Here is a 26,241-nt window from a genome sequence, read left to right on the forward strand (position 1 = left end):
CGCGCTCCGACTCGCGGCGTTGGTTGAGAGGCTAGTGGGCCAACTCCGCCTGCGCGGCCGAAACATCGAAGATCGGAGGCCGCGGATTCTTCTGCCAGGCGACCATGTCCTCGTAGCGGTCCTCGTACGAAGGCGGAAGCTCCTGGAAGAATCCGGTGTTCAGCCATAGCCTCAAGAGATGGCGTCGCAGGCGGGGGTCTGGATCGTCGTCATAGTCCGTGCGCGAATGCAGCGTGGTGTAGTTCGAAATGAACTGCATGTCGCCACGCGCCAGTTCCATCGACAGGTGCATCGTCTCGTCGTTGCACAGGCGGTCCATCTCATCGAGCAGTTCGATCTGCGCACGGCTCAATCGCGGAACATCGGCAAAGCGCTGTGCGGACTCGATGTAGGCACGGTTGTACCGGCCGAATACTTGTTCGCCGATGCGCGAGAAAAGCGGACCCGCGTAGTACGGCGGCTTTCCTTCGGGCGCTTCGCCGCGGCGGTCGAAGAAGAAGTCCGCATAGGCCAGGCGCAGCAGGTCCGGGCGCTGCTTGAGCAGTTCGTTGTGGATCGCCGTGGAGCTGACGATGCGGGACACGCCCCCCGCGCGGGCGGGATGGATGCACAGCAGGCCGACGATGTCCATGGCGTCGTTGTGGTAGGGCAGGCTCTGGCGCGTCTGATAGCCGCGTGCACGCGGATCAGTTCGGTAGTCCACGCCCAGGTTTGTCACATGGCCCAGGACATCACCCTGCGCGTTCTGCGCGACGCCTTGCCCCAGGTGGGCGCCGATGCACCAGTAGGCCAGCGCCGCGTCCTCCAGCGCATAGCGGTCGATGTCGAAGCCGCGCAGCAGGACGAAGCCGCGGCCCTGCAAGACCTCGCGTCGTACGGCTTGCAGCTTGGCGCCCAGCGGCCCCAGGTCCAAGTCCGCGCGGCTCAGCCGTGGAATGCCGAGTCCGAGGGATCGTGCATCGCACACCGCGCGATACAGCACCTCGTTGTCCTGCGGGTCCAACGTCACGATCCACTCGCTGGACCGGCTCATGGCATCGCCTCGCCAGGCGCTGGCGTGTGGGTAGGGGTGTTCGCTGAAGGTCATCGCCGTCGCTCTTTCTTGCTTGCTTGTGAACGGGTTCAAGCATAGGGATTTCACCCTCGCAGGGTGAACATAAACGGACATACATTGAACAAATTCGGTCAGCACGGGTAAACCATGAAACCCCTCTCGCGCAGCGCCTCATTGACCAACTACGCTGCCATGGCCCGGGCCGCCGGGCTCGACCCCCTGGAGATGCTGCGCGAAGTCGGGATCGATCCCGACTGTCTGAACGACCCCGACCTCAAGGTGCCTTCCGAGGCCATCGGCCAGTTGCTGGAGAACTCGGCCGAGCGTTCCGGTTGGCAGGATTTCGGTGTGCGGCTGGCCGAGTCCAGGGCATTCCTCGTGCTGGGCCCGCTGGCCTTTCTGGTGCGCGAACAAGGCAACGTGCGTACGTCATTGCAGTTGCTCTCCAGGTACATGCACCTGCACAACGAATCCCTTCAGCTCTGGCTGGAAGAAGAAGGGCAGCAGGCTCGCCTGTGCTTCGACCACGTGGGGCGCAGTTCGCCCACGCGCCAGTCTCTCGGTCTGTCGATCACCGTGGTGTACCGCTTCCTCAAGCAGGCGCTGCCTGAGGGGTGGGAGCCTGAGCGCGTCTGCTTCATGAACGAGGCGCCGCGCGATCTGCGGAACATCCGGCGCGTGTTCTCAGGCAGGGCGAGCTACAAGGAAGCCATCAACGGCATCGTGTTCAAGCGCAAGGACCTGGAGCGGCCGTTGTCGACCAGCTCCCAGCTCGGCCGCTATGCGCATGACTATGTGCAGGCGCTCAGCGCGGGCGCGCCCCAAACGACCACGGCCCAAGTGCGCCATTTGATCCTGGCTGCGCTGGGAAACGGGCACTGCTCCCTGGACGCCATCGCCACGCAACTCGGCATGGACGAGAGGACCGTCCGCCGGCATCTGGATCGCGAGGCGACCTCCTTCAATGCCCTCATGCGTGAGGTCCGGCATGAGCTCGCTGTTCGCTATCTTGTCGGGCCGCCGCGCTCGCGCAACGAACTGGCGATGCTGTTGGGTTTCGGTGCCCCTCAGTCGTTCACGCGCTGGTTCCGCGGCGAGTTCGGTGTGCCCGTGGCCGGGTGGGCAAGCGACGGGGATGCCTAGATGGCTGCGCTCGCCATAGAGGGGAGGGCGGGGGCCTTGGCTCGCGTCCTTTGTGCGTCTGCGAGGGAGTCAGAATTCATTGGCCTTGTTTAGCGGCAGCCTGCTGCCGGGCTTCATCGGGCCCCGCACCGCTATTGGGACAAACCGTTTGTGTCTGCGAGACGAAACGCGCGACCATTGTCGTGCCTCTGCTGCCGCTTGGATCGTGCGTTCACTCCTCCGGAGAGAAGCTGCACAAGCCGCCACGCCACTCCGCCATGGCGAAAATTTCCGGCAGCACCTTGGCCAGTTCATCGGGGTCCATGTCGATGCCGTTGGCCTCTAGCAGCGGGGCTGCTTCGCGCACCATTTCTCGATAGTCGGTACGGCCGCGGAACTGCTCCAGCGTGTCGGCATAGGGCTCCATGCCCAGCGCTCGAACCAGCAAATCCGCATAGTTGAGCACCTGAAAGTCATGCGTTTTGCCGTCCGACGCGAGCTGCCGGTGGCAGGCGTGATAGAGCGACACCAGTGCATCCACATCGCCCTGCTTGCAGCGCTCGATGGTCTGTGCGCGGACATGCTCTTTCAACGCAGGCGCGCGCTCTGCGCTCGATACGCCACACATGTAGCCGGGCTCTTCGATTTCATCGACGATGGTGAGGCCCGGAATCGCTCGCATCAGGCGCATCACGTTCTGCCCCACATCGTGCATGCCGTGGTGCGTGTGGACGACCACACGCATGTTGACGGGCGTGGTGAAGAGTTTGTGCAGCTCATCTTCGCGCTCGATCAGGAACTTGGTGATGTGGTCGAAATCGAAACTGACAGAGCGGTAGTCCTTGATCGTCTCGGTCAGGTGGATACTGCAGGAGGGGCACCAGTTCAGCACCTTCTTCGGGTTGAAGGTACCAAAACGGTGCAGCGTCTGCTCGCTCACTTTTCCGCCGCGCTGCAGGTCGCCTTCCCACTTGCTGTGAATGACGCCGCAACATGAAGCAGGGCCCCCCATCACCTCGTAGTTCACGCCCAGTGCCTCGAGCACGCTCATGGCGTTGAACAGCAGCTGTGGAGTACGCACAGGGTTGCATCCGGTGAAGAACACCACGTCCACGTCCTTGGGCTTCTTCAGTTTGAGCAGGCGTGCGGCGTCTTCCGGAACCAGTTGCATCGCCACCAGAATGCGGATGGCGCGTGCCATTTTATGGAACATGTGCGGTGTGGGGTGTGTCTTTGCAGACACCTGCGCATTGGCCAGCATGAGCATGCGGCGTGGGTTGATGTCGACCGGGCACGAGGAAATGCACTCGTAGCAGCCATTGCATTGGTAGGTCCACAACGCCGAATCTTCGCGCATCGGCTGGCTGCTGTCTTGCATGAAATCGAGCACACCGGTGACGACGTCCACCGGTTTGGCGGCGGACAACGTGGCATCGAAGGGGACCACCGGGCAGACCTCCACGCATTTGCCGCAGCGCGTGCAGTTGGAGAGCAGATCTTCCCAAGCGTGTGCATAGAAGGACGTTAGGGTCTGGGGGGCGTTGTTCTGTTGGGTTTCCATGAGGTGCCTCGATGAGTCGTGCGCCGCCCCCTCATATGCGCTTCATTTCATGGGGGCGAGTGCATCCGGTGCGCTGGACGACAGAGTCTGCGAGCGCGTTTGGGAATGTTGGAATGTGTGGAGTTCGGCGTGGGATTCACACACCATGGGCCAGGCACCTACAGGTGCGGGCGCAGTCGGGTGTGATTTATGTTCACAGTCGACATTCGATCGTGCGTACCGCTGTCTCCAGCAACGGGACGATTTCCTTGCCGCGCTGCGGAGTCATGCGCTGCACGCCCGATGCGATGCTGAACGCGGCAAACGCCACGCCATCGACAGGATTTCGGATGGGCAGCGCAAAGCCGCCCACGTTGTCGATGTAATCGCTGGCGGTGAAGGCAAAGCGGTCCTTCGCAGTGCGCTTGACCATCAGGCGGATGCGTTCTGCAGCCAGCAAGCCGGTTTCTCGGTAACGCATGCCGTTGGCACGCATGATGGCCTCGCGCTCGGATTCAGGCAGCGCACCCAGTATGGCAATGCTGCTCAAACCCACGCCCAGCGGTCGCCGTGAGCCGATGTCCACTGGCATCTCCTCTACCGCAAATTCGCCCGACTGCTTGTCAAGGCATACCGTATCGAGCCCGCTGCGCATCACTAGAAAGACGCACTCGCCGGTCTTCTCGGCCAGGTTGCTCACCGTACCTGCGCACAGCTCGCGCAGGCCCAGGCGCGGGAACGCCCTGAGCCCTAGCTCGTACGCGAAGGGGCCGAGAAAATAGCGTCGAACGCCCATCGCGTGGACGGCCAGGCCTTCGTTGGCCAGCGCACCGAGCAATCGATACGCAGTTGCGCGCGTCAATTCGCAACGTTCGGCCAACTCACCGGCGCTGACACCATGTTCACCCGCCCGGGCAAGCTCGCGCAGAAGCTGCACGGTGCGTCGAAAGCTCTGTGTTCCAGCCTGGGGGTCTTTTTGCGAGAACGACATAGGGATCTCCATGAGAGGGCAAGGCCGATCGACGGCGCTATTGTGACCGGGATAACGATCGCGACATCACGGCTTCGACTTGGGTCCAAGCTTCTGGATCAACGATCCCCACTGCTGCGATTCGCGCTTGAGGCGCTCGACCGTTTCAGCAGGGCCTTGCACGGCAACGACGGCTCCGAGTTCGCTGAAGCGTTGCTGCATTTCCTTGTCGGTCACCACTTTCTCCACGTTCGAGCGCAACTGCTCGATGATGGGCTTGGGCGTAGCGGCGGGCGCGTACACGCCGAACCAGTTCACCGCCTCATACCCATTTACACCCGCTTCCGACACGGTGGGCACGTTAGGTAGTTCAACCACTCGCGTGCGGGATGTCACTGCCAACGCCTTCACGCGGCCCGCCTTGATCATAGGGAGAATGGTGGGCAGCACTTCGAGCGCGATATCCACTTGACCACCCACGAGATCCTGCACCGCCGGCCCGCTTCCCTTGTAGGGCACGTGCACGGGTCGACCGCCGGTGCGCGATAGCAGCAATTCCATGGCCAGATGAGGCAATGTGCCATCACCCGCCGATGCGTAGGACAGACTGGAGCCTTGCTTGTTGAGCAGCGCGATCAACTCGTTCAGGTTGTTGGCCGGAACGGAGGGATTCACAGCTAGCACAAGCGGCGATTCCGCGAATTGGATCACCGGTGCGAAGTCTTCAGCCTTCACGCGCGCCTTGTCGAAGGTGTGCGGCACGATGGTGAACACGCTGGGCACGGTGGTCAACAGCGTGTAGCCATCGGCGGGCGAGCGCGCCACCTGCTCCGCTCCGATCGCTCCGGCAGCGCCGCCCTTGTTCTCGACGATGAAGGACTGGCCCATCGTAGTGGAGAGTCGCTGCGCGAGCACGCGACCCAGGATGTCGACGGGGCCACCTGGGGAATACCCGACAACGATCTTCACGGGTTTGTTGGGGTAGGTCTGAGCTGTCGCGAACTGCGCGGAAACCGCGAACGAGAACGCCAGGCAGAGCTTGGCGGAAAGCTTGATAAACATGGGGCGAAGCATCTAGGCAGTTCCTGTATTTGAAGGCGAGCGGAGTCTTTCACAGCCCCTCGTCAGCGCAAAGCGGCACGTGAAATTGCCCACATCATGAGACGTTCAACTCGCGTGATAACGTGTGCGCCGCTTTTTTTCGGACGCCCTACATGAACTCCATTTCTGAACTCGTGCGCCAGCTAGACGAACGCACCACCACCGCGGTTTCGCTCCTGAAAAACGCACAGGAACAAGCTACTCGATCGGCTGATTTGAACGCTTTGGCCTATGTGGATTGGGACGCCGCCCATGCGTTGGCCGTGCAGCGCGATGCGGCCATGGCCGCAGGAAATACACGCGGTGTCTTGAGGGGGATTCCCATTTCGATCAAGGATTTGTACCCGGTTCTCGGCATGCCAACCAGGGCCGGAACCCGCGCCGCATTGCCCTCCAATGTCATGCCCACAGGAACCAACGAAGCCGTACTGGTCGGCCGTTTGCGTGCTGCGGGTGCGATCATTTTCGGCAAAACCAACATGCACGAAATCGCGCTGGGATCAACCGGCGAAAACGCTTGGACAGGCGATGTGAAGAACCCTTTTGATCCGCTGCGTCAAGCAGGTGGATCGTCCAGTGGATCGGGCGTGGCAGTGGCCACAGGGGTGGGTGTGGCGAGCATTGGCAGCGACACGGGTGGCTCGGTGCGCATTCCCGCTAATTTTAGTGGTGTGACAGGCTTCAAGCCCACGCATGGAGCGATTCCGCTGGAGGGCGCCTTGCACCTTTCCTGGACTTGCGATCACGCAGGCCCTCTGGCGCACAGCGTGGCCGATTGCGCTCTCTTGTTCGAGGTATTGGCTGCGCGCCGCGTGGAGATGAAACGCATAGCCAGAGCACCGCGTTTTGCAGTGCCGGCGACTTGGCTGCGCGGTCGGCTGTCCGTTGAAGTGCGCGCGCATTTCGAGCAGACCCTCAAGCACCTGGCTGCGTTGGGGGCGGGGTTGGTGGAGGTTGCCACGCCGCAGTTGCCGCGCGCATCGCAGTGCTTCACCGACATCGTGCAGGCCGAGGCTGCATGGGTGCATCGCGATGCGCTGGGGCACGGTGGCGTGGGGTTCTCCGAGGTGGTGATGCCTCCTCTTCTGCGTGGGCAGACATTGAATGCGGGTGACTATATCGGTGCGTTGAATACGCGCGCTGCCATCGCCGCTGAACTCGATGCCATTCTGGCCGGCTGCGATGCCATGCTGCTGCCGACAGCAGCCGTCGTTCCTCCCTTGCGCGGCCAGACCCAGGTGCAGGTGGAGAGCGGCACCATGACGGTACGCGAAGCGGTGCTGGGGCAGACGTTGCCGTTCTCGCTCGTGGGGGTGCCCGCCTTGTCGATACCAACCGGGCTCATCGATGGTTTGCCGGTGAGCCTGCAAGTGGTGGCTGCGCGCGGAACGGATGATGCGTTGCTGCATCAAGGCCAATGGTTGCAGGAGCATGTGGGCCAGCGGTTGATGGCTCCCGTGATGCAGTGAACGGAGTGCAGGTCTCACCATGTGGATGTTTGGCGCGAGGTGTTGACGCAACGGCGGGCGCTGCGGCCTACTCGCGTCGCGATCACGCAATCCTGATCACGACACACCCAGAGCGCCGCATCGCATGACTAGGTGCAACTTGAATTGACACGGCGCTTTGGATCTTGAAATTCGCTCAAGGAGAATTTGATGTCCACGCCCGCAACCATGCGCCGCATCTGCCATGCAGACGGTGGCCTACCCACCGTGATGCAGTTGAGGAACGGGCCCACACCCACCATCAAGGCCGATGAAGTCCTGATCCGCGTGCAGTACGCGGGTGTGAACCGGCCCGATGTGTTGCAGCGCAGCGGCTCCTATCCACCTCCGCCAGGCGCTGCGCCGGGTCTAGGTCTGGAAGTTTCCGGTGTGATTGCTGCCGTCGGCTCAGAGGTGAGTCAATGGAGTGTGGGCGATGCCGTATGCGCGTTGACCAACGGTGGCGGCTATGCGCAGTATGTGGCGGCTCCTGCAGGTCAGGTGCTGCCAGTGCCCGAGGGTATGTCGATGCTGGAGGCCGCTGCGCTGCCAGAGAACTACATCACCGTCTGGAGCAACGTGGTTGAGCGCGGTCAGCTCGCCCAGGGCGAGACTGTCCTGGTGCATGGTGGCTCATCGGGCATTGGATTGACAGCGATTCAACTCGCCAAGGCGCGCGGGGCAACGGTCTACACCACCGTGGGCAATGCAGAGAAGGCGCGCGCCTGCGAGCTTGTCGGGGCCGATATGGCCATCAACTACCGAGAGCAGGACTTTGCCAAAGCTGTTGCCGAATTGACAGATGGGCGGGGTGTGAATCTGATTCTTGACATGGTGGGCGGCGATTACATCGCCCGCAACATCGCCACCCTGGCCTTGGACGGTCGGCTGGTGCAGATCGCCTTCCTGCAAGGCTCCAAGGTAGATGTGGATTGGTTGTCGTTGATGACGCGCAGGCTCACCTACACCGGTTCCACGCTTCGCCCTCGCTCCCCCCAGGACAAGGCGCGCACCGTACAGGCGCTGCAGCACAAAGTGTGGCCGCTGCTTGCCAGAGGCCAGGCGCGCCCCGTCATCCACAAGGTGTTCGCGCTGGCTGATGCCAGTGCGGCACATGTGCTGATGGAGTCGTCCACGCATATCGGAAAAATCATGCTGGAAGTGCCGCAAGACTGAGCTTGCACCGCATCTTCTGAGGCGCATCGCGCAACGGCGTTTTCCGAAGAAGCGCCAGTGACGCATACAGATATTCACCCTCATCACTGATCCATGACCGGGTCGTCGCATATTGCTGCCTGCGACGGCCCAGGAGAAACCATCATGACCATGCATTCGGTCGCACAAGAACACACCATTGAGGCGCTGAACTCCACCGGCCAACTCTCGCCCGCCGCCGCTGCGTCTCCTCCAACGAAGCCCCAACCAGGGCGTTGCACGGCACTGGTGAATGCGGTGAGCGCTGTCTGCTCTGGCGTGGTCAGCATCGAGCTGTGTCCCGCTGCGGTGGGAGAGTCGTTCCCGGCATTTGAGGCGGGCGCGCATATCGACCTGCATTTGCAAGGCGGGATGGTGCGCACCTACTCTCTGCACAACGCGCCCGGCGAGAAGAACCGCTACGTCATTGGCGTACTCAACGACAGCGCCAGTCGAGGCGGATCGCGCTGGATTCACGAACATCTGCGCGCGGGCGATCACATCCTGATTTCCGCGCCGCGCAATCTCTTCGCGTTGAACGAGCAGCAACCCGCACACTCAGTATTTGTGGCAGGCGGCATTGGTGTCACGCCTATTCTGTCGATGGTACGCAGACTGGTGCAACTGGGGCGCGGCGCCCATGTCATTCTGTGCGCGCGCAGTCGCAGCAGTGCACCATTTCTGGATGAGCTGACGCGTTTGACGAGCCAAGGCATCACCTTGCACTTGCACTTCGACGATGAAGCAGGCGCCCCGCCGTCCCTTCGCTCGCTCTTGGCGGTACACCAGCAGCACGATCACTTCTATTGCTGCGGCCCGTCACCCATGCTCACGAACTTTGAGTCCACTTGCGCGGAGCTGGGATTTGCCAATGTACACGTCGAGCGCTTCAAGGCCGAGCTACCCGCCAGTCCGAAACTGGCGTTGACGGGTCATTGCACCGTGGAACTGCGCAAGAGCGGAGTGACCATGGAGATACCAAAAAACAAACCCGCACTGCAGGCCTTCCTGGATGCCGGAGTGGACATCGAGTTCAGTTGCGAAGAGGGCGTGTGCGGGGCCTGCGAGACCCGTATTCTGGAAGGCGAGGCGGAACACCGCGACAGCGTGCTCAGCGGCGCGCAAAAGGCGGCGCAGAAGTCGATGATGGTATGCGTTTCACGCTGCCGCTCCGATCGCATGGTACTGGACTTGTGACTAGGTGATCAGCGGTAGCGATTGCCTTTGTCACCCGCTCATCGGCCAAATTGCCCACGATGCTCGCATTGCATCTGATCGCTGCAGCTCCTGCTGGGCCATTGCGATGACGGAAAGAAGGAACTATGCAGAGCGTCCCTACGACGCTTCGAGCGACGGACGCTGGACGACCTCCTCGACCTCGACCCCGGCCCCGACCCGGCGCTGATCCGCTCCGCCTTCTCGGCTTTCTTCGACCGCGGCTGCTGGCTCTCGGTCATGCATAACTTTCAACGATTTCGCTACCAGATATCCTGCGCCCTTCATGATTGGGAAGAACGGCACGTGTCGAGTTCAGCGGCGGTGCTCGGCGACACCGTCGCGCCGTGCGACATCGCGCCGACCTGGGTCGCGTCGTTGATGTTGGCCGCCGTCACAACTACCGAGTGGACGAGTCCTGATTCGGCATCAACTCCAATGTGCGACATCACTCCAAAGTGACCAGACGGCCCTCGCCCACGTAGATGGCGAGCTTGTCGGAGTCACGCTGCAGTTCGGGCGAGGCGGACGTCAGGTGGGCGGCGCCGCGGAGGTCGACGATAGCGCCGTCGCCGTCGCGGGCGATGCCTGCACGAGCTTCCGCAGCCGCTGACTCAAGTTCGGCTCGAGATTCTGCAGAGGTGCCGGGCAGCGGCGGCATCTGCATCGCCCGCGGGTCGGCAGACGGGAGGGCTCGGAGGCTGTCGATGAATCCTGGCACCATGGGCGCCACGGCGCCCGAATCTCGGATCCCGGTCCGGCGGCGAGGGCCGCGCGGTGTACAGTTGGAGGAAGTTGTCGAGGCAGCCGACGCGTTGCTTGGTCGAGGGCTCAAGCCGACCATCGAGCGCGTGCGCCAGCATCTGGGAGACGGCTCGCCCAACACCATCAGCCCCATGCTGGACGTCTGGTTCGAGCGGCTCTCCGCCCGTGTCGCGGGCGTCGCCGTGCCGACCGAAGACGACCTTCCTCCCAACCTGCGCAACGCGTGGAACCACGCCAAACATGAGGCGCGCACCTTAGCGAACGAGGCGTTGCTGGAAGAGCGCACGGCGCTGGAGCAGGGCAAGGCGCAGCTTTCCGCGGTTCAAGCGAGGCGGGAAGAACAACGGGTAGCAACAAACGCTGCCATCGAGGAGGCGCTGACGGAGACGCGCGCGGCATCAGAGGCATTGCGGAGTGAACTGGTTGCCACCCTGGTCGAGCGTCAAACACGCTACGTCATGCTGGTGAAACTTGGGGGCACGGACACAGAGACCGTCGTCAATGCGCTGATCAAGAACGCTCGCAAGCTGCCGCAGGAGCTGTACAAATCGCTGACCTGGGATCGAAGCAAGGAGATGGCGGCTCACAAGCGATTCACCCTGGCGACCGACATCCAAGTCTACTTCTGCGATCCGCACAATCCTTGGCAGCGCGGAACGAACGAGAACACGAATGGCTTGCTCAGGCAGTACTTCCCTAAAGGGATCGATCTCTCGAATCACAGGCCAAGGTCAGAACAACTTTCCTTCGTTGATGCGAACAACATTCTGAACCCGGACGACTTCGCAGAAGGCGTTCAAAACGGCGTTGTCTCGTCGCGCCGCCGGTAGTTCTCGAGTTCGAAGCGCGCCGGCATGCCGGTGAAGCGGAACTGCTTGGCGAAACCCGGACGGATGATCTTGTTGTGCCGCTCGAGCGCGGTCACGTAGGTCTCCCGCAGCTCGTGCGTCTCCTTGAAGATGCCGCGCGCCGCGAGCGCGTCTCCRATCCGGCGGTTCGTCAGTTCCTGGGGGGAAAACGTGTGCGTGTCGGTTTGCAGACCCGAGCCGCCATGGCCGGACCGATACTGCATGCCAGCAAAGGCCGTGCAGATCGTGACCTCGGCGTGCCGTTCCCACGTTGGGCCTTGCCGTCGTCGAACGTTACAGCAGTGATGAGCTCCGGGTAGGCCTTGCCGTCGGCGGCTACGACGTAGATCCATCCGTCAATGATGTCCTTGCGAAGGAACAGATCGAGCACTCCCTTGGCGGCGCCGAAGTTGGGCAGCGGCTTGCCGAACTGACCGCCTCGAGCGGTCAGGATCGCATCGATGGCGCGGGCCGTCTTTCGCTCGCCAGAGGATTCGGCCAGACTCTTGGGGTCGAGCAGGTCTTCGGCCCGAAGGAGCCGGACGTCGACAAGCGTGTCATCGCCGTAGGTGCGCTTCATCGCGTCTTCGCGGAACTTGGCCAGGCCTTCAGAGGTCGAGGCCTCGATCAGCTTCTTGGGGATGGCGAGGGACATAGTCGACTGTCGTTCAGGCGGTGGCAGCGGGGGCGTCTGCGAATGCGAACACGCGGGTCACAGCCCCACTGTCGCCACGCACCGAGACCGGGTTCAAGCCGATCAGGCCGCCGCCGGCGTAGTTGCACGGCCCTTCGTTCTTCTTGAAGGTATGGGAATCGTCGGCGCCGATGTAGCGGCCGACCCAGGAGAACGCGGCTTGCGTGTCCATAGCGCCAGCGTTCCTCCAATCCTCGACAGCCGCGACGTGGCCGCAGCTCGGGCACACGAAGCGCCATTTCAGGGCATCTGGCCCGAACAGGCGGGAGGCTTCGGCGCGCCATTGCTCCGCGGAGAGGAGTTCAGGGAGGGCGGCTTCACTGGAGTCGTCCTCTGCGGCAGTAGGTGTTTGATTCACGGTGTAACTTCGATGCGAGGTGATGAAAACAGTATGGGGAACTGCAGTCGAATCGCGCAAGGCAGAGGCCGGATTTTTCTCGGTGGAGCGATCGTTCAAAGTGCGCGCGCAGCGCGGCGTACGCTTCATCGTCGAAGCCAATGAACGAGCTGCATGCGACCAGGCGGCCGATGTGTCGGTCAAACTGCCACTCAGCATCGTCAAGTGCCACCCATGGTTGGTCGACGCCGCCGTTCGCGGTGAGCCATTCGCAGATTTCACCTTCGCGCCGCGCATGCCCGTAGCCCGCCTGGTCGCGCCTGGGTGGCGGGGTCGCGCCGATGATGCGCCCGCCGATGTCGGAGGCGTTGCGAAATATCCTGCCGTTCGCAGAGCTCACCTCGGTAATGACTCCGATCAGGCAGACGAGCCACCAATGCCTGGCTCGGCAGGGCGTTCGGAACCCTTCCGGCCCTTCGGGCCCGCCGGCTACCGTTTCACTTCTGCGCCGGAGGCATTGCCTATGCCTTCATCAAACGCATTGAGTTTGGTCCTTGCACCACTCAGCACTCGATAGCCGAAGCGAAAGACATCGAATCCGTGAACAAACGGCGCGCCGCCCGTGCAGGTGACCCTCAGACCGAGACTGCCAGGTCGCTGGCGCGACTGAATCCACGGAAAGAGCAATCCTCGCAGGTCGGCGTGGATCGGAACCAGTTTCGAAGCCGCCGTCGCGGCCACGATCTCCTCGTTCACAACAATCCACTGTCTCTGGTTAAGGCCGTGCGATTGCCCAACTTCTTCTGATGACACGCGGCCCCGGTGCTCCTGGATCGAATGGCCAGCGTGCCGTCGGCCACATTGTCGATGTCGGCGATCGTGAGCGAGGTGAACCATTCCACCTCGTAGGGCGCGGTCGTTGTGCTCTTGACGGCGTACCAGAGTCCGTCCTCCTGCGAAAGATTGAACATCTCGTCCGAAGATGAGCCCTTTTCGACGCGTCCGTCTCGGGGATAGTCACTCGGCGCCAACCACTCGCTGCGCACATTGATGAACGGATACTGCCCCTTCGCTTCAGGTATGAAGTCCGTGTATGGGAGCCAAGGCGTCTCCCGAGCCCTTGGTACACCCTTACAAGACACGGTCCCGTTGTCCAGGTCGTGCGTCTGTCGAGACAGATACATCCGGACCTTCGCATGGTAGGAGCGCCCCGCCACCGGCCCGAAATACACCGGCGGAAGCTCGGCTGGTAAACAGGCTGAAGTGCCGCAGGTTTTCATTTTCCCCACGTGACTGGCTTGGCCTGTGAAGTCGTGGGTTGCCGGGACGATCTCGACCTCGAGGCGCGCCGTTTCGCATGGCGCGACGGTGGCTTCCGCGCGAAACTCAATCCCTCGGGCGTCAATCCATTCCCCGGGAAGAACGCGAGGGAGGTCCTGGCTGGAAACCTTGAGGAATGAAATCCCATAGGGCTCCCAGGAGCCCCCAAAGACAATGGACCACTGGTTGTCTTTCTGGACCGGCTTGAATTCCGTGCACACCTCGCGCCAGACACCGCCTTCGCCGATCGTTCGACAGAACTCCATGAGCTTGTCGCCGCGGTAGCGATCGACGATGAGACGATCTTCCCCGCGCGCTCCCGCATCGAACTCCGGCGACATTGGGGTCGGGCCGGCACGACCAGCGCCGTCATCGAGCGTGCAGGCAAGAATCCCGTCTCGACCGTCTTTGCCGATGATTCGGCAGAAATCGCGGCGGCCGTCGCCGTTCACGTCGACCCATGCTTGGCCATTGCTGTATCCAGGATCACTGTCCGGCGGAAGCTCGAATTCGGCGCACACTGAAAACGCCACGCAAGAAAGAACCGCGGCCGTCAAAGCCGCCCGAGATGAACCCATCATCGACTCCTCCAGTTGGTGCTTCTTTGCCCTCAGTCCGCCACCTTGGCCGCGCCGAGTCCTTTGGTCGGAAGAGTAGCCTCCGCAGCTTTCCAAAGCAAGCCGCGAGAGGCGACTTGCGACGCAAAGCAGCCATATTCGTGATGCCATAGCGCGCCTCCCGGGCTCACGAATCCGACACCACCGTCATCAAAGTTGAGGAAGAAGCGCTCTCGGCCAAGTGCTAGCGTGAATGAGGGGGTTCGTCGCTAGCGATGCCTGAGCCGTCGGAGGAGGTGCATCGTGAACCAGCGAGTGCGTTCCATCGAATTCAACCGGATGCTCCCCGTGCAGGCTGGTCCGACGATCCCTGACCTGCATCCTCCTTGCAGCACTGCCGGGCTCTCGGGCCCGGTCCGGCCATTGAAGGAGGAATGCACCTGTTCGCCGATTGTTGATGGCATGGCTCGGCGCCGCCGCCGTGCCTCATGCGATACCAGAATGTCTGCCTCGAGTCCGAGCATGGCCTCGTATTCATCGAGGAAGATGCTGGACAGGTGGTTGCGCAACGGCGGCGAACGCTTTTCTGACAACTGGCCGCTCATCGGCGGGAAGATGGACCTGACCGAAGGCGGCATCCGGGTGCCGTACATCGCCCGCTGGCCGCGGCGGATTCGGCCCGGCGTGGTGAGCGACGCACCCGTCATCACGATGGACTGGACGCGCACCATGCTGGCCGCAGCCGGCGTGCCCGAAGCGTCTGGGCACGCGATGGATGGTGTCAGCCTGCTCCCGCTGTTCGACGGCGAGGCGTCCGGACTCCGGGAACGCCCGCTGTTCTGGCGCATGAAGTACCGGGCCCAGGAGGCTGTGCGCGTTGGTACCTGGAAGTACCTGCGCATCGAGGACAACGAGTACCTGTTCGACCTTGCCGACGACGAGCGTGAGCGCGCCAATCGCGCGGTGGACGAGCCGGCCCGGCTCGATGCCATGCGTTCCGCCTACCGGAAGTGGGTGAGCACCGTGCCGGCCATTCCGGAAGATGCCGACTACGACTTGGTGACTAGCGAGCGCGACATGCCGGGCGCGCACCTTCGCTGATCAGTGGGCTCTGGCTTCAATTGCGTACAGCACAGCAATCCGCTGCAGCGCCTGCTCGCCGAGCGAAGCGTTGACGAAGCCCTGGCGCTCGTGCCGATCTCGGCGCGGTCTGCGCGAATGGGTCCAGCACGAGTCCGATCGCTCGGCCTTTCGGCAGGTACAAGGATGACGAGGACGCGCGCGTCCCGTGCTGTCGGAGGGGTCGAGGTAGGCATGCTCATTGACCTGAGCTCCGGCGCGCCGGGCGCGAACGACTCCACTGGATCGTCCGTCCGTGGTCGTCGGCGGGAAACGAATGGCCGGAGTCAGACGTGACCTTCGCCGTCATCGTCGAGGGAGATCCGAGTTCGACGGCGGCGCTCGGATGAACGAGGGTAAAGAGATTTATCATGTCGACGGCCCCGCAATTCGGGCGAGTGGGCGGCAGTTCGTATGGGGTGAGGAAGGCGAAGGCCAAACCCCCTGAAACGCTCGGCACGCGTGCCGATCCCGATCAGGATGGAGGTTCCAACGATGCCAAGAGTCGCCATCATCGGGTCCGGGCCGGGCGGCCTGATCGCTGCGCGCTACCTGCAATCTGAAGGCTTCGAGCCCGTGTTGTTCGAGCAGGCGCCATTGCCCGGCGGCCAGTGGAGCGGCGACGCGATCTGCAGTGGCGTATGGCCATCGATGCGCACCAACACCAGCCGCGTGCTCACACAATTCAGCGACCTGCCGCATGCGCCGGGCCTCGCGGTCTATCCATCCAATCGCGAGATCGGCGACTACCTGCAGCGCTATGCGGACCGATTCGGCCTGTCCGAGCAGATACGTCTGCGCACCAAGGTGCGCGAGGTTGTGGCGGTGCCCGGGGGATGGGCCGTGCGCCATGACGCGCACGACGAAGAGATCTTCGAGAAAGCCGTGGTCGCCTGTGGCCGCTTCCAGCATTCGCGGATTCCCGAGGTGCCGGGGCTGGCGTCGTTCTCGGGCAACGATGGCGTGGCGCATACCAACGCCTACAAGCATCCCGAGCGGTACCGCGGCAAGCGCGTGCTCGTCGCGGGCTGCGCGATCAGTGCCCTCGAGATTGCCAGCGATCTTTGCATGCTCGGCGCGGCAAGGGTGGTCGTGTGCCATCGTCGGCAGCGCTATGTGTTGCCGAAGCTCGTGGCCGGGGTGCCCTCGGACCATCGCGTGTTCACGCGCTTCCAGGCGCTGGCGGAGGAGTCGCTGTCGCGCAGCGAATTCGGCGAGATGCTGAAAGAACTGGTGGTGGGCTGGGGCGGCAGTCCGGAACAGTTCGGTGCGCCGAAGCCAGCCGACAGCATTCTCGATGCGGGCCTGACATTGAGCCAGCATTTTCTTCCGCTGGTTGCCGAGGGTCGCATCGAGGTGCGGCCGTGGTTCGACAGGGTCGAAGGCACGCGGGTCAGCTTCAGCGACGGGCGCGCGGAGACCTTCGACGGCATTTTGTTCGGCACTGGCTTCAACCTGAAAATGCCCTTCCTCGGTGAACCGATCCGCCGCACGCTCAACCTCGACGCGCAGCGGCTAGATCTCTTCCAGCACACCTTCCATCCACAGCTGCCCGGGCTTGCATTCGTGGGCATCTGGGATCAGTCGGGCCCGATGTTTCCGCCGATCGAGTTGCAGGCCCGGTGGATTGCCTATGTGTGGAGCGGCGCCATCGCAGCGCCGACGCTTGAAGAGATGCACGTGGGCGTTGCCAAGTGCCGCGCGAGTGGCGAGCCACAGAAAACCAAGATGAACCTGATGGCCTTGCTGTTTGCGCGTGCCGCGGGCGTGGAGCCCGATCCGCGGCGCTGGCCTCAGCTTCGGCGTGCCCTTTTGTTCGGGCCGCTTGCGCCGGTTTCGTTTCGCCTCGAAGGTCGCGACGCGCTGCCGGATGCGGCCGACCGGTTTGCCGATGAAGCCAAGGCCTTCGGATGTATGCAGTCCTCCCAGTTTCAGGATTCCGAATTGCAGAAGCTGCGGCGACTGGCCTGCGTCGCGCAGTCTCCGCAGGTAGCAGCGTGGGCGGCTGCGCCGGCGTAGGCGCTACAACGCCTACGGCGTATGGCGAGCTTTCAGTCCGCAACCAGGCACCGCTTGGCCAGCAAGTTCCAGTACGCGCGCCGACGGCTGTCTCTGTAGGTCGACAAGGGCGAAGGGGACACGCCCGGCGGACTTCGCGCGGCGAGGCGCGAGGGCATCCAACCTTCGGGTAGGGAGCTCAAGGCGCTTTGAGTGTCGCAAACCCAGGCTGAGCGGACAAATGCTATCGCAATCACCTGCGTCACTGAAGCCGCGTAAGCTCCTGTCGCGTCTCATGAGCGAATTGAAGGATTGGTGTCGCGTGACATTTAGTGTCGTGACGACCAGGAGGTCGCGACGAATCTGGCATCACCCACCGGAGAACGGGACGGCGAAAGAGGTCGGTGGTCGACCTTGGAGAAGCGGTCATGGTTAGGGTCGGTCCGAGCCGGTCTGGTTCCATGAGGTCCCCGGACCGCCGCGCCGGCAGCCAGGCGAGCGGCCTCGTGCCCGGCGGCAAGAGTCATCCGGCCGTCGGCGCCTCGCCAGTCGGAGCAGAGGGTGCTTCGCCTGAGCCGTCCACATCCGCCGGGCCGGTGTGATCTGTGGATCGGTCCTCGCCTGGTCGCGCCGATTCTGGGTGTCGGCCAGGTCCAGGTGCGAATCGACCGGCGCGACGAAAGGCGCGATCCGCGCCGGCGTAGTTCCCCTTGATGGTTCGCTTGTGCTTCATGTAGTGGCCCATGACCACCGCCGCGGCCTCGGCCTCGAAGGTCGCCTGCATGCTATCGGCTGCGGTCGACCGGGTGTCGTAGCGCGAGTAGAGCCGGCGGTCGTCGAACACCCGCAGGCAAGCCTTGTGCAGGGCGTGCCGGCATCAGTGTGTTGCATCGACCGGTTGAATCCGCAGCCGCTATCGGACCCACCATGACCTAAGGAGAAAAGGCCGACGTCGGCCACGCCGACCCGAAAAATGATCCGCCGACTATGTGAATCTGGACGCAGCTGCGCTCGCTCCACGTCTGGCGCCCCCTGCACCCAGCGCACAGGCTTTGCTCGTTGAAGGCAAGGAAGCCATCGAACTGCTCAGCACGGCCCTGGTGGGCCGCGTTACTGCAGCCAACTGGCCTGAACTTGTCGCAGAACTTCCAAATATCGGTCGCGGTGCTCAAGCATTCGATCGGTAGGGCCGGCCACCGAAACAGCCACCGGCTCGCCACCCACGCAACCCGATACTGCGAAGGCCGCCACGCCTTCGCCCCCTTCGTTGATCGCCTCATATGGTAGACGGCAAGTTGGAGTCCACCCGCTTCGTGCCAGTAGCGCGGATGGGCGGGCCTTGGTACGCGGAACTCGGCCGACGACTGCACCGGCAGCCTCCTGTGGTGCGTGTGCCCGATGCGTAGGGCACTGTCCACTTTGGGCGGAGAGATGACCCATTCGCCAGGATCTCGGACGGGCATCGGGAGTCATTGCCAGGGCGAGGGTTGCGAGAGTTGCGATGACGGGATGGGTTAACTGCCGAAATGCCGATCGAGACGATGACCACCATCCGGCTCTTCACGTTGCCTAGCGCCTTGGGATGGCTGAGCACGTAGAACTGGTTGGTGATTCCTTCGAAGATCTTCTGCACTCGCGGTGCGTGCGGCGGGCATCTTCATCCTCGGGAGTGGGCTCATGCACCACTAAGCACACATGCTCGCCGCGATGCTGGCAGCAGCATCGCCAACAGCTTGTCGCCATCGAGCCGGTCGGTCTTGGCCCGCCGGGCGTGCCGGTGCACCTCGATGCTGTCCACTAGCTCTGCTGCACGATCATGTGCATCACGAAACCGCTGATGACGAAGAACAAATCCACGCCGAACGATCTGAACGGCGGCGGCGTGAAGGTGTGAAGTTGTGGAGGTGTGGAGGTGTGGAGGTGTGGAGGTGTGGAAGTAGGCTACGCTGGTGCCGGCAATTCCTCTCAGTGTCTGAAGCGAAATGATCTGGTCTGAGCGTGTCGATCCGGACGAAAAGATGGTGATGCGGGCATATGGATGGAGTCGGTGCTACGCTCACCATGGGGTGGTTGGCCTACCTCTCCAACCAACACATCCATCGTTTCGAGGATTTGTTTGGAAGTCGATCAGACTGAAGGGGCATCGCCCCTCGTCCCGAGCCGTCATCATTATTGGACAGTGAATCCCACGTTCTTGACGATTTCGGCAGCGGCCTTGGTGGAGGCCTCGATGCGCTGGCTCAACGCTTCCGGTGTGCTGCCCGTCAGAGTGATGCCGAGGCTGCTCAGCTTCTCTCGCATTTCCACGCTTCCCACGACCTTGTTGATGGCGGCGTTGTAGCGACGGACGATGTCCGGGGTCGTGCCAGCCGGTGCGATGACGGCGGTGAAAATCTGGTCATCAATGCCCACGAGGCCCAGTTCGGCATAAGTCGGCACGTTCGGAATGGAAGCAACGCGCTGCGTTCCATTGACCGCGAGGATCTTGATCTTGCCGGCGACGACATGAGGGAGCATGACGCCGACGGAGCCAATTCCGCCGACGATCTGGCCGGCCATCAGGTCCTGTGCCACCGGCCCATCGCCGCGGTAAGGCACCGCCTTCAGATCGCTCGCCAGCGATTTGCCCAGCATGTTCACGACGAAGTCCGGCATGCTGGCTGGCGCAGGCACCCCGATGTTGCCTCGTCCTGGGTTTCGTTGGGCCCAGGTGTTGAACTCCCTCAAGCCCGCCGGCGGGGTGCCAGTGGCAGCCACGCTGATCGCGAATACGTCGGGATTGGTGGCCACCAGGCTGATCGGTGCGAAGTCCTTGGCCACGTTGTATCCCGGATTCTTCATTGTGTTCGGGATCATCGTGATCGTGTGGCTGTTCGTGAGGAATATCGTGGCGCCGTCGGGCTTCGCGCTTTTGAGTACCTGGGCTGCGATCTGGCCGCCGGCACCGGCGCGGTTTTCCACTACGACGGGCCGGCCGAGCTCTCGCTCCATGCCCAAGGCGAGATTGCGCGCGATTGCGTCGGTACTGCCACCGGCCGGGAAGCCGACCAGCAGTTTGATGGGGGTCGCGTCCTGCGCCAACGCGAACAATGGCGCGGCGGCGGCCAGGGCGAGAAGGGTGCGAGAGCAGGCGCGGCGGAGCGCGCGGGGAGGAGTCATCGTCATGGCAGCTTTCTCAAGGGGTCGTCATGCATTCGCATCGGCGGGGGCGGGAAACCCGTTGCGGCCGGGAAACTCGGGAGCCAGTTCGCGCGCATTGGCCATCTTGAGCCAGAGTCGGATCATCTTGCGGCGATGCGCGATCTGGGGGTCGTCCTCGAACTCGGTGCGCGAATGCAGCACTGCGTAGTTGTTGGCGAACTGAATGTCGCCGGGCTCCAGCATCATGTCGAGACGAATGCTCGGGTCATGCATGATTTCGTCAAACAGGTCGAGCGCATCGACCTCGACGCGAGACAACGGCTGGTTGCGGATCTCGTGCCCCAGCTCCAGGTACTGGCGAAGGTAGCGACAGCTGAGCTTGCCGTTGTGGTAGCTGAATATTGGCGAGAGGCTGGGCTGGTCTTCGCACAGGTGCGCGAAGTACATGGGGCGGTAGTACAGCCCCAAGAGCTCGCGGCGGCGGACGAGGACCTCGTTGTAGATGGCGGCGACGCTCACCAAGCTGCTCAGGCCGCCGTGTATGGCCTTGCGCACGCAGAGCAGGCCTACGACATCCGAGGGGTCGGCGTGATAGGGCAGGTACAGGTTGGTTTCGTAGACCCGTGTCGTCTTCTTGGTCACATCGCCCACGCTCATGACGATGCCGAGCAGCTCTCCCCTCGGGTTCTGTCGCACGGGCGTGCCAATGTGCAGCCCGAGACCGTAGTAGATGCAGTTGAGTTCTTCCTCGGTGTAGCGGTCCACGGGCAGGCCACGCAGCAGGAGGAAGCCCCGGCCGTTCTCCAGTTCATCCGCGTAGCGCTGAAAGTCTGCGGCCAGTGCGTGGATCGGAAAGTCGTCCTTGGCAAAGTTCGGGAAGCTCAGCCCTCGCGACTTGAGCTGCGTGAGCGCGGCATCGAGCATCGAAATTGCTTCCGGTGTGAGCCGGTGAATCCAGGAATCATCGCCATCGAAATCGGGGCCTTTCCAGACGGCGGGGCCGGTGAGAGGCTGCGCGTGAATGATGCTCATGAAGGATCTCCTAAATGGAATTGGGAAAAAATCGGTGCGATAGCTGGACCGACACTCAGGCGGGGTCGAACACCTTGCCGGGATTCAGCAGGTCCAGTGGGTCGAGTGCATGCTTGATGGCGCGCATGGCCGCGAGTTCAGCCGGGCTGCGGCTGACACCCAGGTAAGGCTTCTTGTGGAGTCCGATGCCGTGCTCGGCCGACACGCTGCCATTCGCCTGAGCGACCAGCCCGTACACCAGAGCCTCGACCTCGCGCTCGGCTTCTTTGAAAGGCAGGCCACCCAGCGAGCGGGCATCGGTGCTCAGGTGAAGGTTGCCGTCGCCCAGATGGCCGAAGCGCACCGAGCGCTGGCTGGGCCAGCGCTCGGACAGGCGCTGCACGCAGCGCTCGGCGAAGTCGCCCATGGCCTGCAACGGCAAGCTGATGTCGAAATTGATGGACTGCATGCGCGAGGGAATTTCCGCAGTGGCCTCGCGTATGCGCCACAGCGCCGCCGCCTGCGCCTCGGACTGAGCCAGCGCAGCATCCAGCACCAAGCCATCTTCCATCGCCACTTCCAGCACATGTTGCAGCGCGTCCTGCACCGTTTCGTTGTCGCTTCCGCTGACCTCGGCGAGCACCGTGAATGGATGGCTTTGAGTGAAGGGACTCGGCGTGCCAGTTGCGTCGAACGCGAAGCGTTGGAAGTCCTCCCACATCAGTTCGAAGGCGGCCAGCGTGCCGGGAAAGCAAGCCTTGAGGCGGGTCAGCAAGGTCATCGCACTCGCATAGTCGGCCAGTGCGGCGAGCACGGTGGCGCGTGCGCGGGGCTCCGGGTGCAGTTGCAGCAGCGCGCGAGTGATGACGCCCAGCGTCCCCTCGGAGCCGATGAACCAATGCTTGAGGTCGTAGCCCGTGTTGTTCTTGAGCATGGGCCGCATCATGTCGAGCACGGTGCCATCGGCCAGCACCACTTCGAGCCCCAACGCCTGCTCACGCATCATGCCGAACTGCACGACGCCGTTGCCGCCCGCGTTCGTGGCGAGATTGCCGCCGATCTGACAGGAGCCGCGAGCGCCCAGGTCCACCCCAAAGACGCAGCCTGCTGCCTTGGCCGCTTCCTGGACCGCCTGCAGCGTCGCGCCAGCCTGGCACACAAGGGTGCCTGCCGTGGCGTCCAGGCTTTCGATAGCGTTCATGCGTTCGAGTGATAGCGCCACTGCGCCGAACGTGGGTACGGCGCCGCCTGCCAAGCCGGTCATGCCGCCCTGGGGGACCACGGGCACGCCGTGGACATGGCACAGGCGCAGCGCCTGGGCGACCTGCGCGGTGTGGCTCGGGCGCAGCAGGGCCAGCGGGCGCCTGGGCTCGGTACCGCTCCAGTCGGTGTGGTGGCGCGGGGCGATAGCGTCGCCGGTGTACACCCCGTCGGTGCCCAGGGCGTCGATCAGCGCGCAGAGAAGGGAAGATGGCAGGGTGCTCATCGAGAAACGCCCGGCACGTTCTGGTGACCTGCGATGGCCTTGTAGCCGAACACGATGCGTTTGATTTCCTCTTCGGAAACGACGTCCTCGATCTTCTGGAAGCCATGGGGCGCTCGCTCGTCCACCAGATCCAGCAGGCCATCGAGGCCGCCTTCCTGGCGGTTCGCCATCACGAGCGCCGTGGTAGCGGCCAGGCGCTCCTTTTCATAGTCGGCGAACACCATCGGCCAGTTGCTAGCGCCATGGCGGACGAAGGCCTCGGACAGCGACTTGGCGTCCATGATGGCTTGGGTAGCTCCGTTGGAGCCGATCGGGTACATCGGATGCGCGGCGTCGCCCATCAGTGAGACTCGGCCGTGATTCCATTTCGGAAGCGGGTCCCGGTCGATCATCGGGAACTCAAAGATATCCGTGGCTGTGGCGATGATGGAGGGCACGTCGAGCCATGGGAACTTCCAGGTGGAGTACAGCGAGGCGAACTTTTCAGACGCCGCGCGGCCGTTCCAGTCTTCGGGTCGGAGTTCCTCGTCGTCTGGCACGCGTACATCAGCGATCCAGTTGGTGAAGGACTCGCCCCGCTCGTAGTGGTCGCGCTTCACCGGGTAGCAGACGAACTTGAGATCCTTGTAGCCCATCTGCACCATGGAACGGCCCGAAAGGAATTGCGGCGTGATGCTGGTGCCGCGGTAGAGAATCATGCGACTCCACTTGGGCTTTCCCTCGTTGGGGTAGAGTTGTCGACGCACGGCCGAGTGGATGCCGTCCACGCCCAGCAAGATGTCGGCGCCAACCGATTGCGTGCCGCCTTCGCGATCCTTGAAGATGGCAGTGACCTGATCCTCGGTCTGCGTGAAGCCGGTCAGCGTCTGGCCCAGGCGAAGCGCGCCCTCGGGCAGACGATCGCAGGCCGCGCGGTAGAGGAGCATCTGCAATTCGCCGCGGTGGATCGAGTATTGCGGGAACGGGTAGCCGGCTTCCAAGCCGCGCCCATCGCGCCAAACGGCCTGACCGTGGCGATTGAAGAGGGCGACCTCCTTGGTCTGGATCGCTGTGGAGGCCAATGCATGGCCCAGCCCCAGGCCGCTCAGCACACCCACGGCGTGCGGCAACACATTGATGCCCACGCCCAGCGGCTTGAGCTCGGGCACAGCCTCCACCACCTGAACCTGCAACCCTTGGGCGTGTAGCGCTAAAGCCGCCGTCAGGCCTCCGATGCCACCACCTACGATAAGAGCCTTCATGCGTTTTCCTGCGAAGCGTCGTTGCAACGGGGCAATTAAATCCGCTCCGGGGAAACTCGGTATTCCAGAATTCGCACTGGTATTTCAGAAACTGCAATACTCTCGCCATGAACCTCGACACCGCCATGCTGCGTGCCTTCGTCACCTTGGCGCAGTTGCTGCATTTCGGGCGAACGTCCGAGCGGCTCAACATCGCGCCAGCCAAGCTCACGCGGCTGATCCAGCAACTGGAGCGTGAAACTGGCGCCGCGCTGTTCAGCCGCACCACGCACGCCACCACGCTCACCGAGAATGGCCGGCGCCTGTTGCCCAGCGCGAACCGCATCGTGGCCGAGTACGACTGGATCGCGCGCCAGGCCCTGGCCGTGCGCTCCGGTTCGGCCGGCCGCTTCGTCATCGGCGGGATGGCTGGTGTGCTCTACGAGGATCTGCCTGGCCGCATCCGCGCGGCGCGCAAGCGTTTCCCCGACATCGTGTACCAACTGGTGGAGGTGGACGAAGCCTCGCTCGCGCAGCGCGTGGCCGACGACAGCGTGCAGGTGGGGTTCACCTACTTTCCGCCCTCGGACGATCTGCTGAGGGCCCGCGTGGTGTCGAGCCGCGTCCAGTACGTGGCTTTCAACCTGGAGCATCCGCTCGCCGGCCGTACCAAGGTGCACATCGACGAACTGGCGGGCGAGACGCTGATCCTGCCCGACCTGCGCCTCTCGCCCCGGCTACACCAGTGGTACCGATCATTTCTTGACCGTGGCAACACGCGCACGCTGAACTACATCGAGGTGACGCAGATTCAGGCCGGCCTGGGCCTGTGCGCCGCGGGCGAAGGCGTCTGTGTGTTGCCCGAACACCTGCGCCGGCTGCGCGCAGACGACGTGTGCTACGCGCGGCTGATCAGCGCGCCTCGCTCCGAGCTATCGGCCGTGTGGCGCAGCGATTCGCCGACGCGGCATGTGGCGCAGTTCCTGGCGGCCTGGCGATGACGGCTTGCTGGATACCGTGCTCGCTCGATAGGCGAAGGGGCCCGTTGGTCAAGACGGCTACTTGGAAGATTTCTTGCCGCGGCCGCGTGGTTCTTCTTCGCCTTGTACGAGTTTTGCCTCTACTTGGCGCAGCGCGGCCGTCGTCGAAGCATGGCTCTCTCGGAGTTGGGCGATTTCGCGCTCCGACTGCATCTGCAGACGCTGAAGCTGTGAGGCGAGGTCGGTTGCCCGCTGTTCGGCGCCGGCGGCGCGCTCGCGCAGAGTGGCCAATTCAACCTGAGCCGCTTGGTGCTGGAGCGACCAGGCCGCTGCAGCGTCGATGTGTGCGGTCTTTTCGTGCAGTAGCGCCTGCTGCGCAGCGCCCAGAGCGGAGCGAGCTGTCTCGGCATCGGCCGCATGGGCCTTTTGCACCTTGGCGAGTTCGGCGCTGGCTTGGCGCGTGGCCATGCGCTCTCGATCAACCTCCGAGAGGAGGCGACGTTCGTGGGCGAGATGACGCTCCTCGGTTTCTTCTGCGGCGCGCTGCTTGGCGCCGAGTTCCATCGCTGCCTTCTCGCGCAGGGCTTCCTTGCTGGCCACGGCCTCGTCGAAGGCCTTTCGCAGGCGCCGCACCTCGGCTTCAGTGTCGCCGAGCAGGCGAGCAGATTCCTGCTGCTGCGTGTGCATCTGGGTCTCGATGGCCGCGACCGCTTGGCGCGAAGAGGCCAGGGCTTCGTCGAGCGCGATGCGTGCCTGCTCGAAAGAGCTTTCGCGCTGTTGCAGATCGGCTTCCTTCTGGGCCAGGTCGCTGCGCTGCAGCTCGAACTCGCGCCGTGCGGCCTCTGTCTTCTGGACCTGCACCTGGTCGGCCTCACGTCGGGCGGCGTCCCAGAACTGCTTGGCGGCCTGGACGATGGCCAGCGGGAACTGATGCGCCTCGCCATCGGCCATGTTGGCGCCATGGCTGTCCAGGCGCTTGCCGAGCGTGGCGAACCAGCGCTCCAGCATGGGGCTCACGGTGTTGGGCGAGCCGCTGCCGATCTTCTGGCGCACGCGCTCGATGGTCGGGCGCAGACCTTCCT

General features: G+C 63.3%; 23 protein-coding genes and 4 pseudogenes. 9 read left to right on the plus strand and 18 right to left on the minus strand.

Annotated features, from left to right (window positions below):
- Positions 1–31 precede the first annotated feature (31 nt).
- Positions 32–1,087, minus strand: coding sequence for a TauD/TfdA family dioxygenase (locus AB4Z46_RS31195; RefSeq protein WP_442287441.1), 1,056 nt, complete (start codon positions 1,085–1,087; stop codon positions 32–34).
- 159 nt (positions 1,088–1,246) lie between these two features.
- On the opposite strand from AB4Z46_RS31195, the gene AB4Z46_RS31200 reads away from it, so the two are divergent.
- A complete protein-coding gene (locus AB4Z46_RS31200; protein ID WP_442287442.1) occupies positions 1,247–2,197 on the plus strand; it encodes an AraC family transcriptional regulator ligand-binding domain-containing protein in 951 nt (316 codons plus the stop codon).
- Between the two features lie 211 nt (positions 2,198–2,408).
- Here AB4Z46_RS31200 and AB4Z46_RS31205 read toward each other — a convergent pair whose 3' ends face one another.
- The 3 genes from AB4Z46_RS31205 to AB4Z46_RS31215 form a co-directional block, all read right to left on the minus strand.
- Positions 2,409–3,737 carry a (Fe-S)-binding protein gene (locus tag AB4Z46_RS31205; protein ID WP_442287443.1) on the minus strand — a complete coding sequence of 443 codons (1,329 nt, stop codon included), beginning with the start codon at positions 3,735–3,737 and terminating at the stop codon, positions 2,409–2,411.
- A gap of 193 nt (positions 3,738–3,930) precedes the next feature.
- Positions 3,931–4,707, minus strand: a complete 777-nt coding sequence (locus AB4Z46_RS31210) for an IclR family transcriptional regulator (protein WP_442287444.1) — start codon at positions 4,705–4,707, stop codon at positions 3,931–3,933.
- A 66-nt stretch (positions 4,708–4,773) separates the two neighbouring features.
- A complete protein-coding gene (locus AB4Z46_RS31215; protein ID WP_442287445.1) occupies positions 4,774–5,748 on the minus strand; it encodes a Bug family tripartite tricarboxylate transporter substrate binding protein in 975 nt (324 codons plus the stop codon).
- 152 nt (positions 5,749–5,900) lie between these two features.
- Between AB4Z46_RS31215 and AB4Z46_RS31220 the strand changes: the two genes are divergently transcribed.
- The 3 genes from AB4Z46_RS31220 to AB4Z46_RS31230 all read left to right on the plus strand — a co-directional run bounded on the left by AB4Z46_RS31220 (position 5,901) and on the right by AB4Z46_RS31230 (position 9,665).
- Positions 5,901–7,256, plus strand: coding sequence for an amidase (locus AB4Z46_RS31220; protein WP_442287446.1), 1,356 nt, complete (start codon positions 5,901–5,903; stop codon positions 7,254–7,256).
- Positions 7,257–7,463: 207 nt separating this feature from the next.
- A complete protein-coding gene (locus AB4Z46_RS31225) occupies positions 7,464–8,450 on the plus strand; it encodes an NAD(P)H-quinone oxidoreductase (RefSeq protein ID WP_442287463.1) in 987 nt (328 codons plus the stop codon).
- A 144-nt stretch (positions 8,451–8,594) separates the two neighbouring features.
- Positions 8,595–9,665, plus strand: coding sequence for a PDR/VanB family oxidoreductase (locus tag AB4Z46_RS31230; protein ID WP_442287447.1), 1,071 nt, complete (start codon positions 8,595–8,597; stop codon positions 9,663–9,665).
- 362 nt (positions 9,666–10,027) lie between these two features.
- On the opposite strand, the pseudogene AB4Z46_RS31235 reads toward AB4Z46_RS31230, so the two are convergent.
- Both AB4Z46_RS31235 and AB4Z46_RS31240 read right to left on the minus strand, forming a co-directional pair.
- Positions 10,028–10,150, minus strand: a pseudogene (locus tag AB4Z46_RS31235) (transposase); the annotation flags it as partial.
- Positions 10,132–10,350: a hypothetical protein gene (locus tag AB4Z46_RS31240; RefSeq protein WP_442287448.1), complete on the minus strand. Its 219-nt coding sequence runs from the start codon at positions 10,348–10,350 to the stop codon at positions 10,132–10,134. The pseudogene AB4Z46_RS31235 and the gene AB4Z46_RS31240, both read right to left, overlap by 19 nt.
- 55 nt (positions 10,351–10,405) lie before the next feature.
- Between AB4Z46_RS31240 and AB4Z46_RS31245 the strand changes: the two are divergent.
- Both AB4Z46_RS31245 and AB4Z46_RS31250 read left to right on the plus strand, forming a co-directional pair.
- A pseudogene (locus AB4Z46_RS31245) lies at positions 10,406–10,813 on the plus strand (DNA-binding protein); the annotation flags it as partial.
- 57 nt (positions 10,814–10,870) lie between these two features.
- Positions 10,871–11,170 (plus strand): annotated as a pseudogene (locus tag AB4Z46_RS31250) (IS30 family transposase); the annotation flags it as partial.
- A 74-nt stretch (positions 11,171–11,244) separates the two neighbouring features.
- Here the strand turns inward: AB4Z46_RS31250 and AB4Z46_RS31255 are convergent.
- The 6 genes from AB4Z46_RS31255 to AB4Z46_RS31280 all read right to left on the minus strand — a co-directional run bounded on the left by AB4Z46_RS31255 (position 11,245) and on the right by AB4Z46_RS31280 (position 14,228).
- Positions 11,245–11,520, minus strand: coding sequence for a hypothetical protein (locus AB4Z46_RS31255; RefSeq protein WP_442287449.1), 276 nt, complete (start codon positions 11,518–11,520; stop codon positions 11,245–11,247).
- The gene (locus tag AB4Z46_RS31260) at positions 11,448–11,951 is read right to left on the minus strand and encodes a hypothetical protein (protein WP_442287450.1); all 504 of its coding nucleotides are present in this window, start codon (positions 11,949–11,951) and stop codon (positions 11,448–11,450) included. The genes AB4Z46_RS31255 and AB4Z46_RS31260 overlap by 73 nt, the downstream gene beginning before the upstream one ends.
- A 13-nt stretch (positions 11,952–11,964) precedes the next feature.
- On the minus strand, positions 11,965–12,348 hold the full coding sequence (locus AB4Z46_RS31265) for a VVA0879 family protein (protein WP_442287451.1): 384 nt from the start codon (positions 12,346–12,348) through the stop codon (positions 11,965–11,967).
- Positions 12,308–12,727, minus strand: coding sequence for an HAD domain-containing protein (locus AB4Z46_RS31270; RefSeq protein ID WP_442287452.1), 420 nt, complete (start codon positions 12,725–12,727; stop codon positions 12,308–12,310). Before AB4Z46_RS31270 ends, AB4Z46_RS31265 begins: the two co-directional genes overlap by 41 nt.
- Before the next feature lie 89 nt (positions 12,728–12,816).
- Positions 12,817–13,083 carry a hypothetical protein gene (locus tag AB4Z46_RS31275; RefSeq protein ID WP_442287453.1) on the minus strand — a complete coding sequence of 89 codons (267 nt, stop codon included), beginning with the start codon at positions 13,081–13,083 and terminating at the stop codon, positions 12,817–12,819.
- Positions 13,080–14,228 carry a hypothetical protein gene (locus AB4Z46_RS31280; protein WP_442287454.1) on the minus strand — a complete coding sequence of 383 codons (1,149 nt, stop codon included), beginning with the start codon at positions 14,226–14,228 and terminating at the stop codon, positions 13,080–13,082. The genes AB4Z46_RS31275 and AB4Z46_RS31280 overlap by 4 nt, the downstream gene beginning before the upstream one ends.
- Before the next feature lie 522 nt (positions 14,229–14,750).
- Between AB4Z46_RS31280 and AB4Z46_RS31285 the strand changes: the two genes are divergently transcribed.
- Complete coding sequence (locus tag AB4Z46_RS31285) at positions 14,751–15,305, plus strand: sulfatase/phosphatase domain-containing protein (protein WP_442287455.1); 555 nt, start codon at positions 14,751–14,753, stop codon at positions 15,303–15,305.
- 513 nt (positions 15,306–15,818) lie between these two features.
- Positions 15,819–17,342, plus strand: a complete 1,524-nt coding sequence (locus tag AB4Z46_RS31290) for a flavin-containing monooxygenase (protein ID WP_442287456.1) — start codon at positions 15,819–15,821, stop codon at positions 17,340–17,342.
- A 1,590-nt stretch (positions 17,343–18,932) separates the two neighbouring features.
- Here the strand turns inward: AB4Z46_RS31290 and AB4Z46_RS31295 are convergent.
- The 5 genes and pseudogenes from AB4Z46_RS31295 to AB4Z46_RS31315 all read right to left on the minus strand — a co-directional run.
- Positions 18,933–19,113 (minus strand): annotated as a pseudogene (locus AB4Z46_RS31295) (IS110 family transposase); the annotation flags it as partial.
- 377 nt (positions 19,114–19,490) lie between these two features.
- Positions 19,491–20,486 carry a tripartite tricarboxylate transporter substrate-binding protein gene (locus AB4Z46_RS31300; protein ID WP_442287457.1) on the minus strand — a complete coding sequence of 332 codons (996 nt, stop codon included), beginning with the start codon at positions 20,484–20,486 and terminating at the stop codon, positions 19,491–19,493.
- 21 nt (positions 20,487–20,507) lie between these two features.
- Positions 20,508–21,494, minus strand: a complete 987-nt coding sequence (locus AB4Z46_RS31305) for a TauD/TfdA family dioxygenase (protein ID WP_442287458.1) — start codon at positions 21,492–21,494, stop codon at positions 20,508–20,510.
- A 55-nt stretch (positions 21,495–21,549) separates the two neighbouring features.
- Positions 21,550–22,959, minus strand: coding sequence for an FAD-binding oxidoreductase (locus AB4Z46_RS31310; protein WP_442287459.1), 1,410 nt, complete (start codon positions 22,957–22,959; stop codon positions 21,550–21,552).
- Entirely contained in the window at positions 22,956–24,200 is a 1,245-nt protein-coding gene (locus AB4Z46_RS31315; RefSeq protein ID WP_442287460.1) for a flavin-dependent oxidoreductase, read from the minus strand. Before AB4Z46_RS31315 ends, AB4Z46_RS31310 begins: the two co-directional genes overlap by 4 nt.
- A gap of 107 nt (positions 24,201–24,307) precedes the next feature.
- Here AB4Z46_RS31315 and AB4Z46_RS31320 point away from each other — a divergent pair, with 107 nt between their 5' ends.
- Entirely contained in the window at positions 24,308–25,180 is an 873-nt protein-coding gene (locus AB4Z46_RS31320; RefSeq protein WP_442287461.1) for a LysR family transcriptional regulator, read from the plus strand.
- Positions 25,181–25,237: 57 nt separating this feature from the next.
- On the opposite strand, the gene AB4Z46_RS31325 is transcribed toward AB4Z46_RS31320, so the two are convergent.
- The coding region (locus AB4Z46_RS31325) for a DNA-binding protein (RefSeq protein ID WP_442287462.1) at positions 25,238–26,241 on the minus strand (1,004 nt) is incomplete at its 5' end.

The sequence above is a fragment of the Variovorax sp. M-6 genome (assembly GCF_052114385.1).
GTDB lineage: Bacteria > Pseudomonadota > Gammaproteobacteria > Burkholderiales > Burkholderiaceae_C > Variovorax.

Bases quoted from the DNA above. Each gene is read 5' to 3' on its own strand.
- AB4Z46_RS31195 (WP_442287441.1), bottom strand. From the start codon at position 1,087: ATGACCTTCAGCGAACACCCCTACCCACACGCCAGCGCCTGGCGAGGC.
- AB4Z46_RS31200 (WP_442287442.1), top strand. From the start codon at position 1,247: ATGGCCCGGGCCGCCGGGCTCGACCCCCTGGAGATGCTGCGCGAAGTC.
- AB4Z46_RS31205 (WP_442287443.1), bottom strand. From the start codon at position 3,737: ATGGAAACCCAACAGAACAACGCCCCCCAGACCCTAACGTCCTTCTAT.
- AB4Z46_RS31210 (WP_442287444.1), bottom strand. From the start codon at position 4,707: ATGTCGTTCTCGCAAAAAGACCCCCAGGCTGGAACACAGAGCTTTCGA.
- AB4Z46_RS31215 (WP_442287445.1), bottom strand. From the start codon at position 5,748: ATGTTTATCAAGCTTTCCGCCAAGCTCTGCCTGGCGTTCTCGTTCGCG.
- AB4Z46_RS31220 (WP_442287446.1), top strand. From the start codon at position 5,901: ATGAACTCCATTTCTGAACTCGTGCGCCAGCTAGACGAACGCACCACC.
- AB4Z46_RS31225 (WP_442287463.1), top strand. From the start codon at position 7,464: ATGCGCCGCATCTGCCATGCAGACGGTGGCCTACCCACCGTGATGCAG.
- AB4Z46_RS31230 (WP_442287447.1), top strand. From the start codon at position 8,595: ATGACCATGCATTCGGTCGCACAAGAACACACCATTGAGGCGCTGAAC.
- AB4Z46_RS31240 (WP_442287448.1), bottom strand. From the start codon at position 10,350: ATGCAGATGCCGCCGCTGCCCGGCACCTCTGCAGAATCTCGAGCCGAA.
- AB4Z46_RS31260 (WP_442287450.1), bottom strand. From the start codon at position 11,951: ATGTCCCTCGCCATCCCCAAGAAGCTGATCGAGGCCTCGACCTCTGAA.
- AB4Z46_RS31280 (WP_442287454.1), bottom strand. From the start codon at position 14,228: ATGATGGGTTCATCTCGGGCGGCTTTGACGGCCGCGGTTCTTTCTTGC.
- AB4Z46_RS31285 (WP_442287455.1), top strand. From the start codon at position 14,751: ATGCTGGACAGGTGGTTGCGCAACGGCGGCGAACGCTTTTCTGACAAC.
- AB4Z46_RS31290 (WP_442287456.1), top strand. From the start codon at position 15,819: ATGCCAAGAGTCGCCATCATCGGGTCCGGGCCGGGCGGCCTGATCGCT.
- AB4Z46_RS31300 (WP_442287457.1), bottom strand. From the start codon at position 20,486: ATGACGATGACTCCTCCCCGCGCGCTCCGCCGCGCCTGCTCTCGCACC.
- AB4Z46_RS31305 (WP_442287458.1), bottom strand. From the start codon at position 21,494: ATGAGCATCATTCACGCGCAGCCTCTCACCGGCCCCGCCGTCTGGAAA.
- AB4Z46_RS31310 (WP_442287459.1), bottom strand. From the start codon at position 22,959: ATGAGCACCCTGCCATCTTCCCTTCTCTGCGCGCTGATCGACGCCCTG.
- AB4Z46_RS31315 (WP_442287460.1), bottom strand. From the start codon at position 24,200: ATGAAGGCTCTTATCGTAGGTGGTGGCATCGGAGGCCTGACGGCGGCT.
- AB4Z46_RS31320 (WP_442287461.1), top strand. From the start codon at position 24,308: ATGAACCTCGACACCGCCATGCTGCGTGCCTTCGTCACCTTGGCGCAG.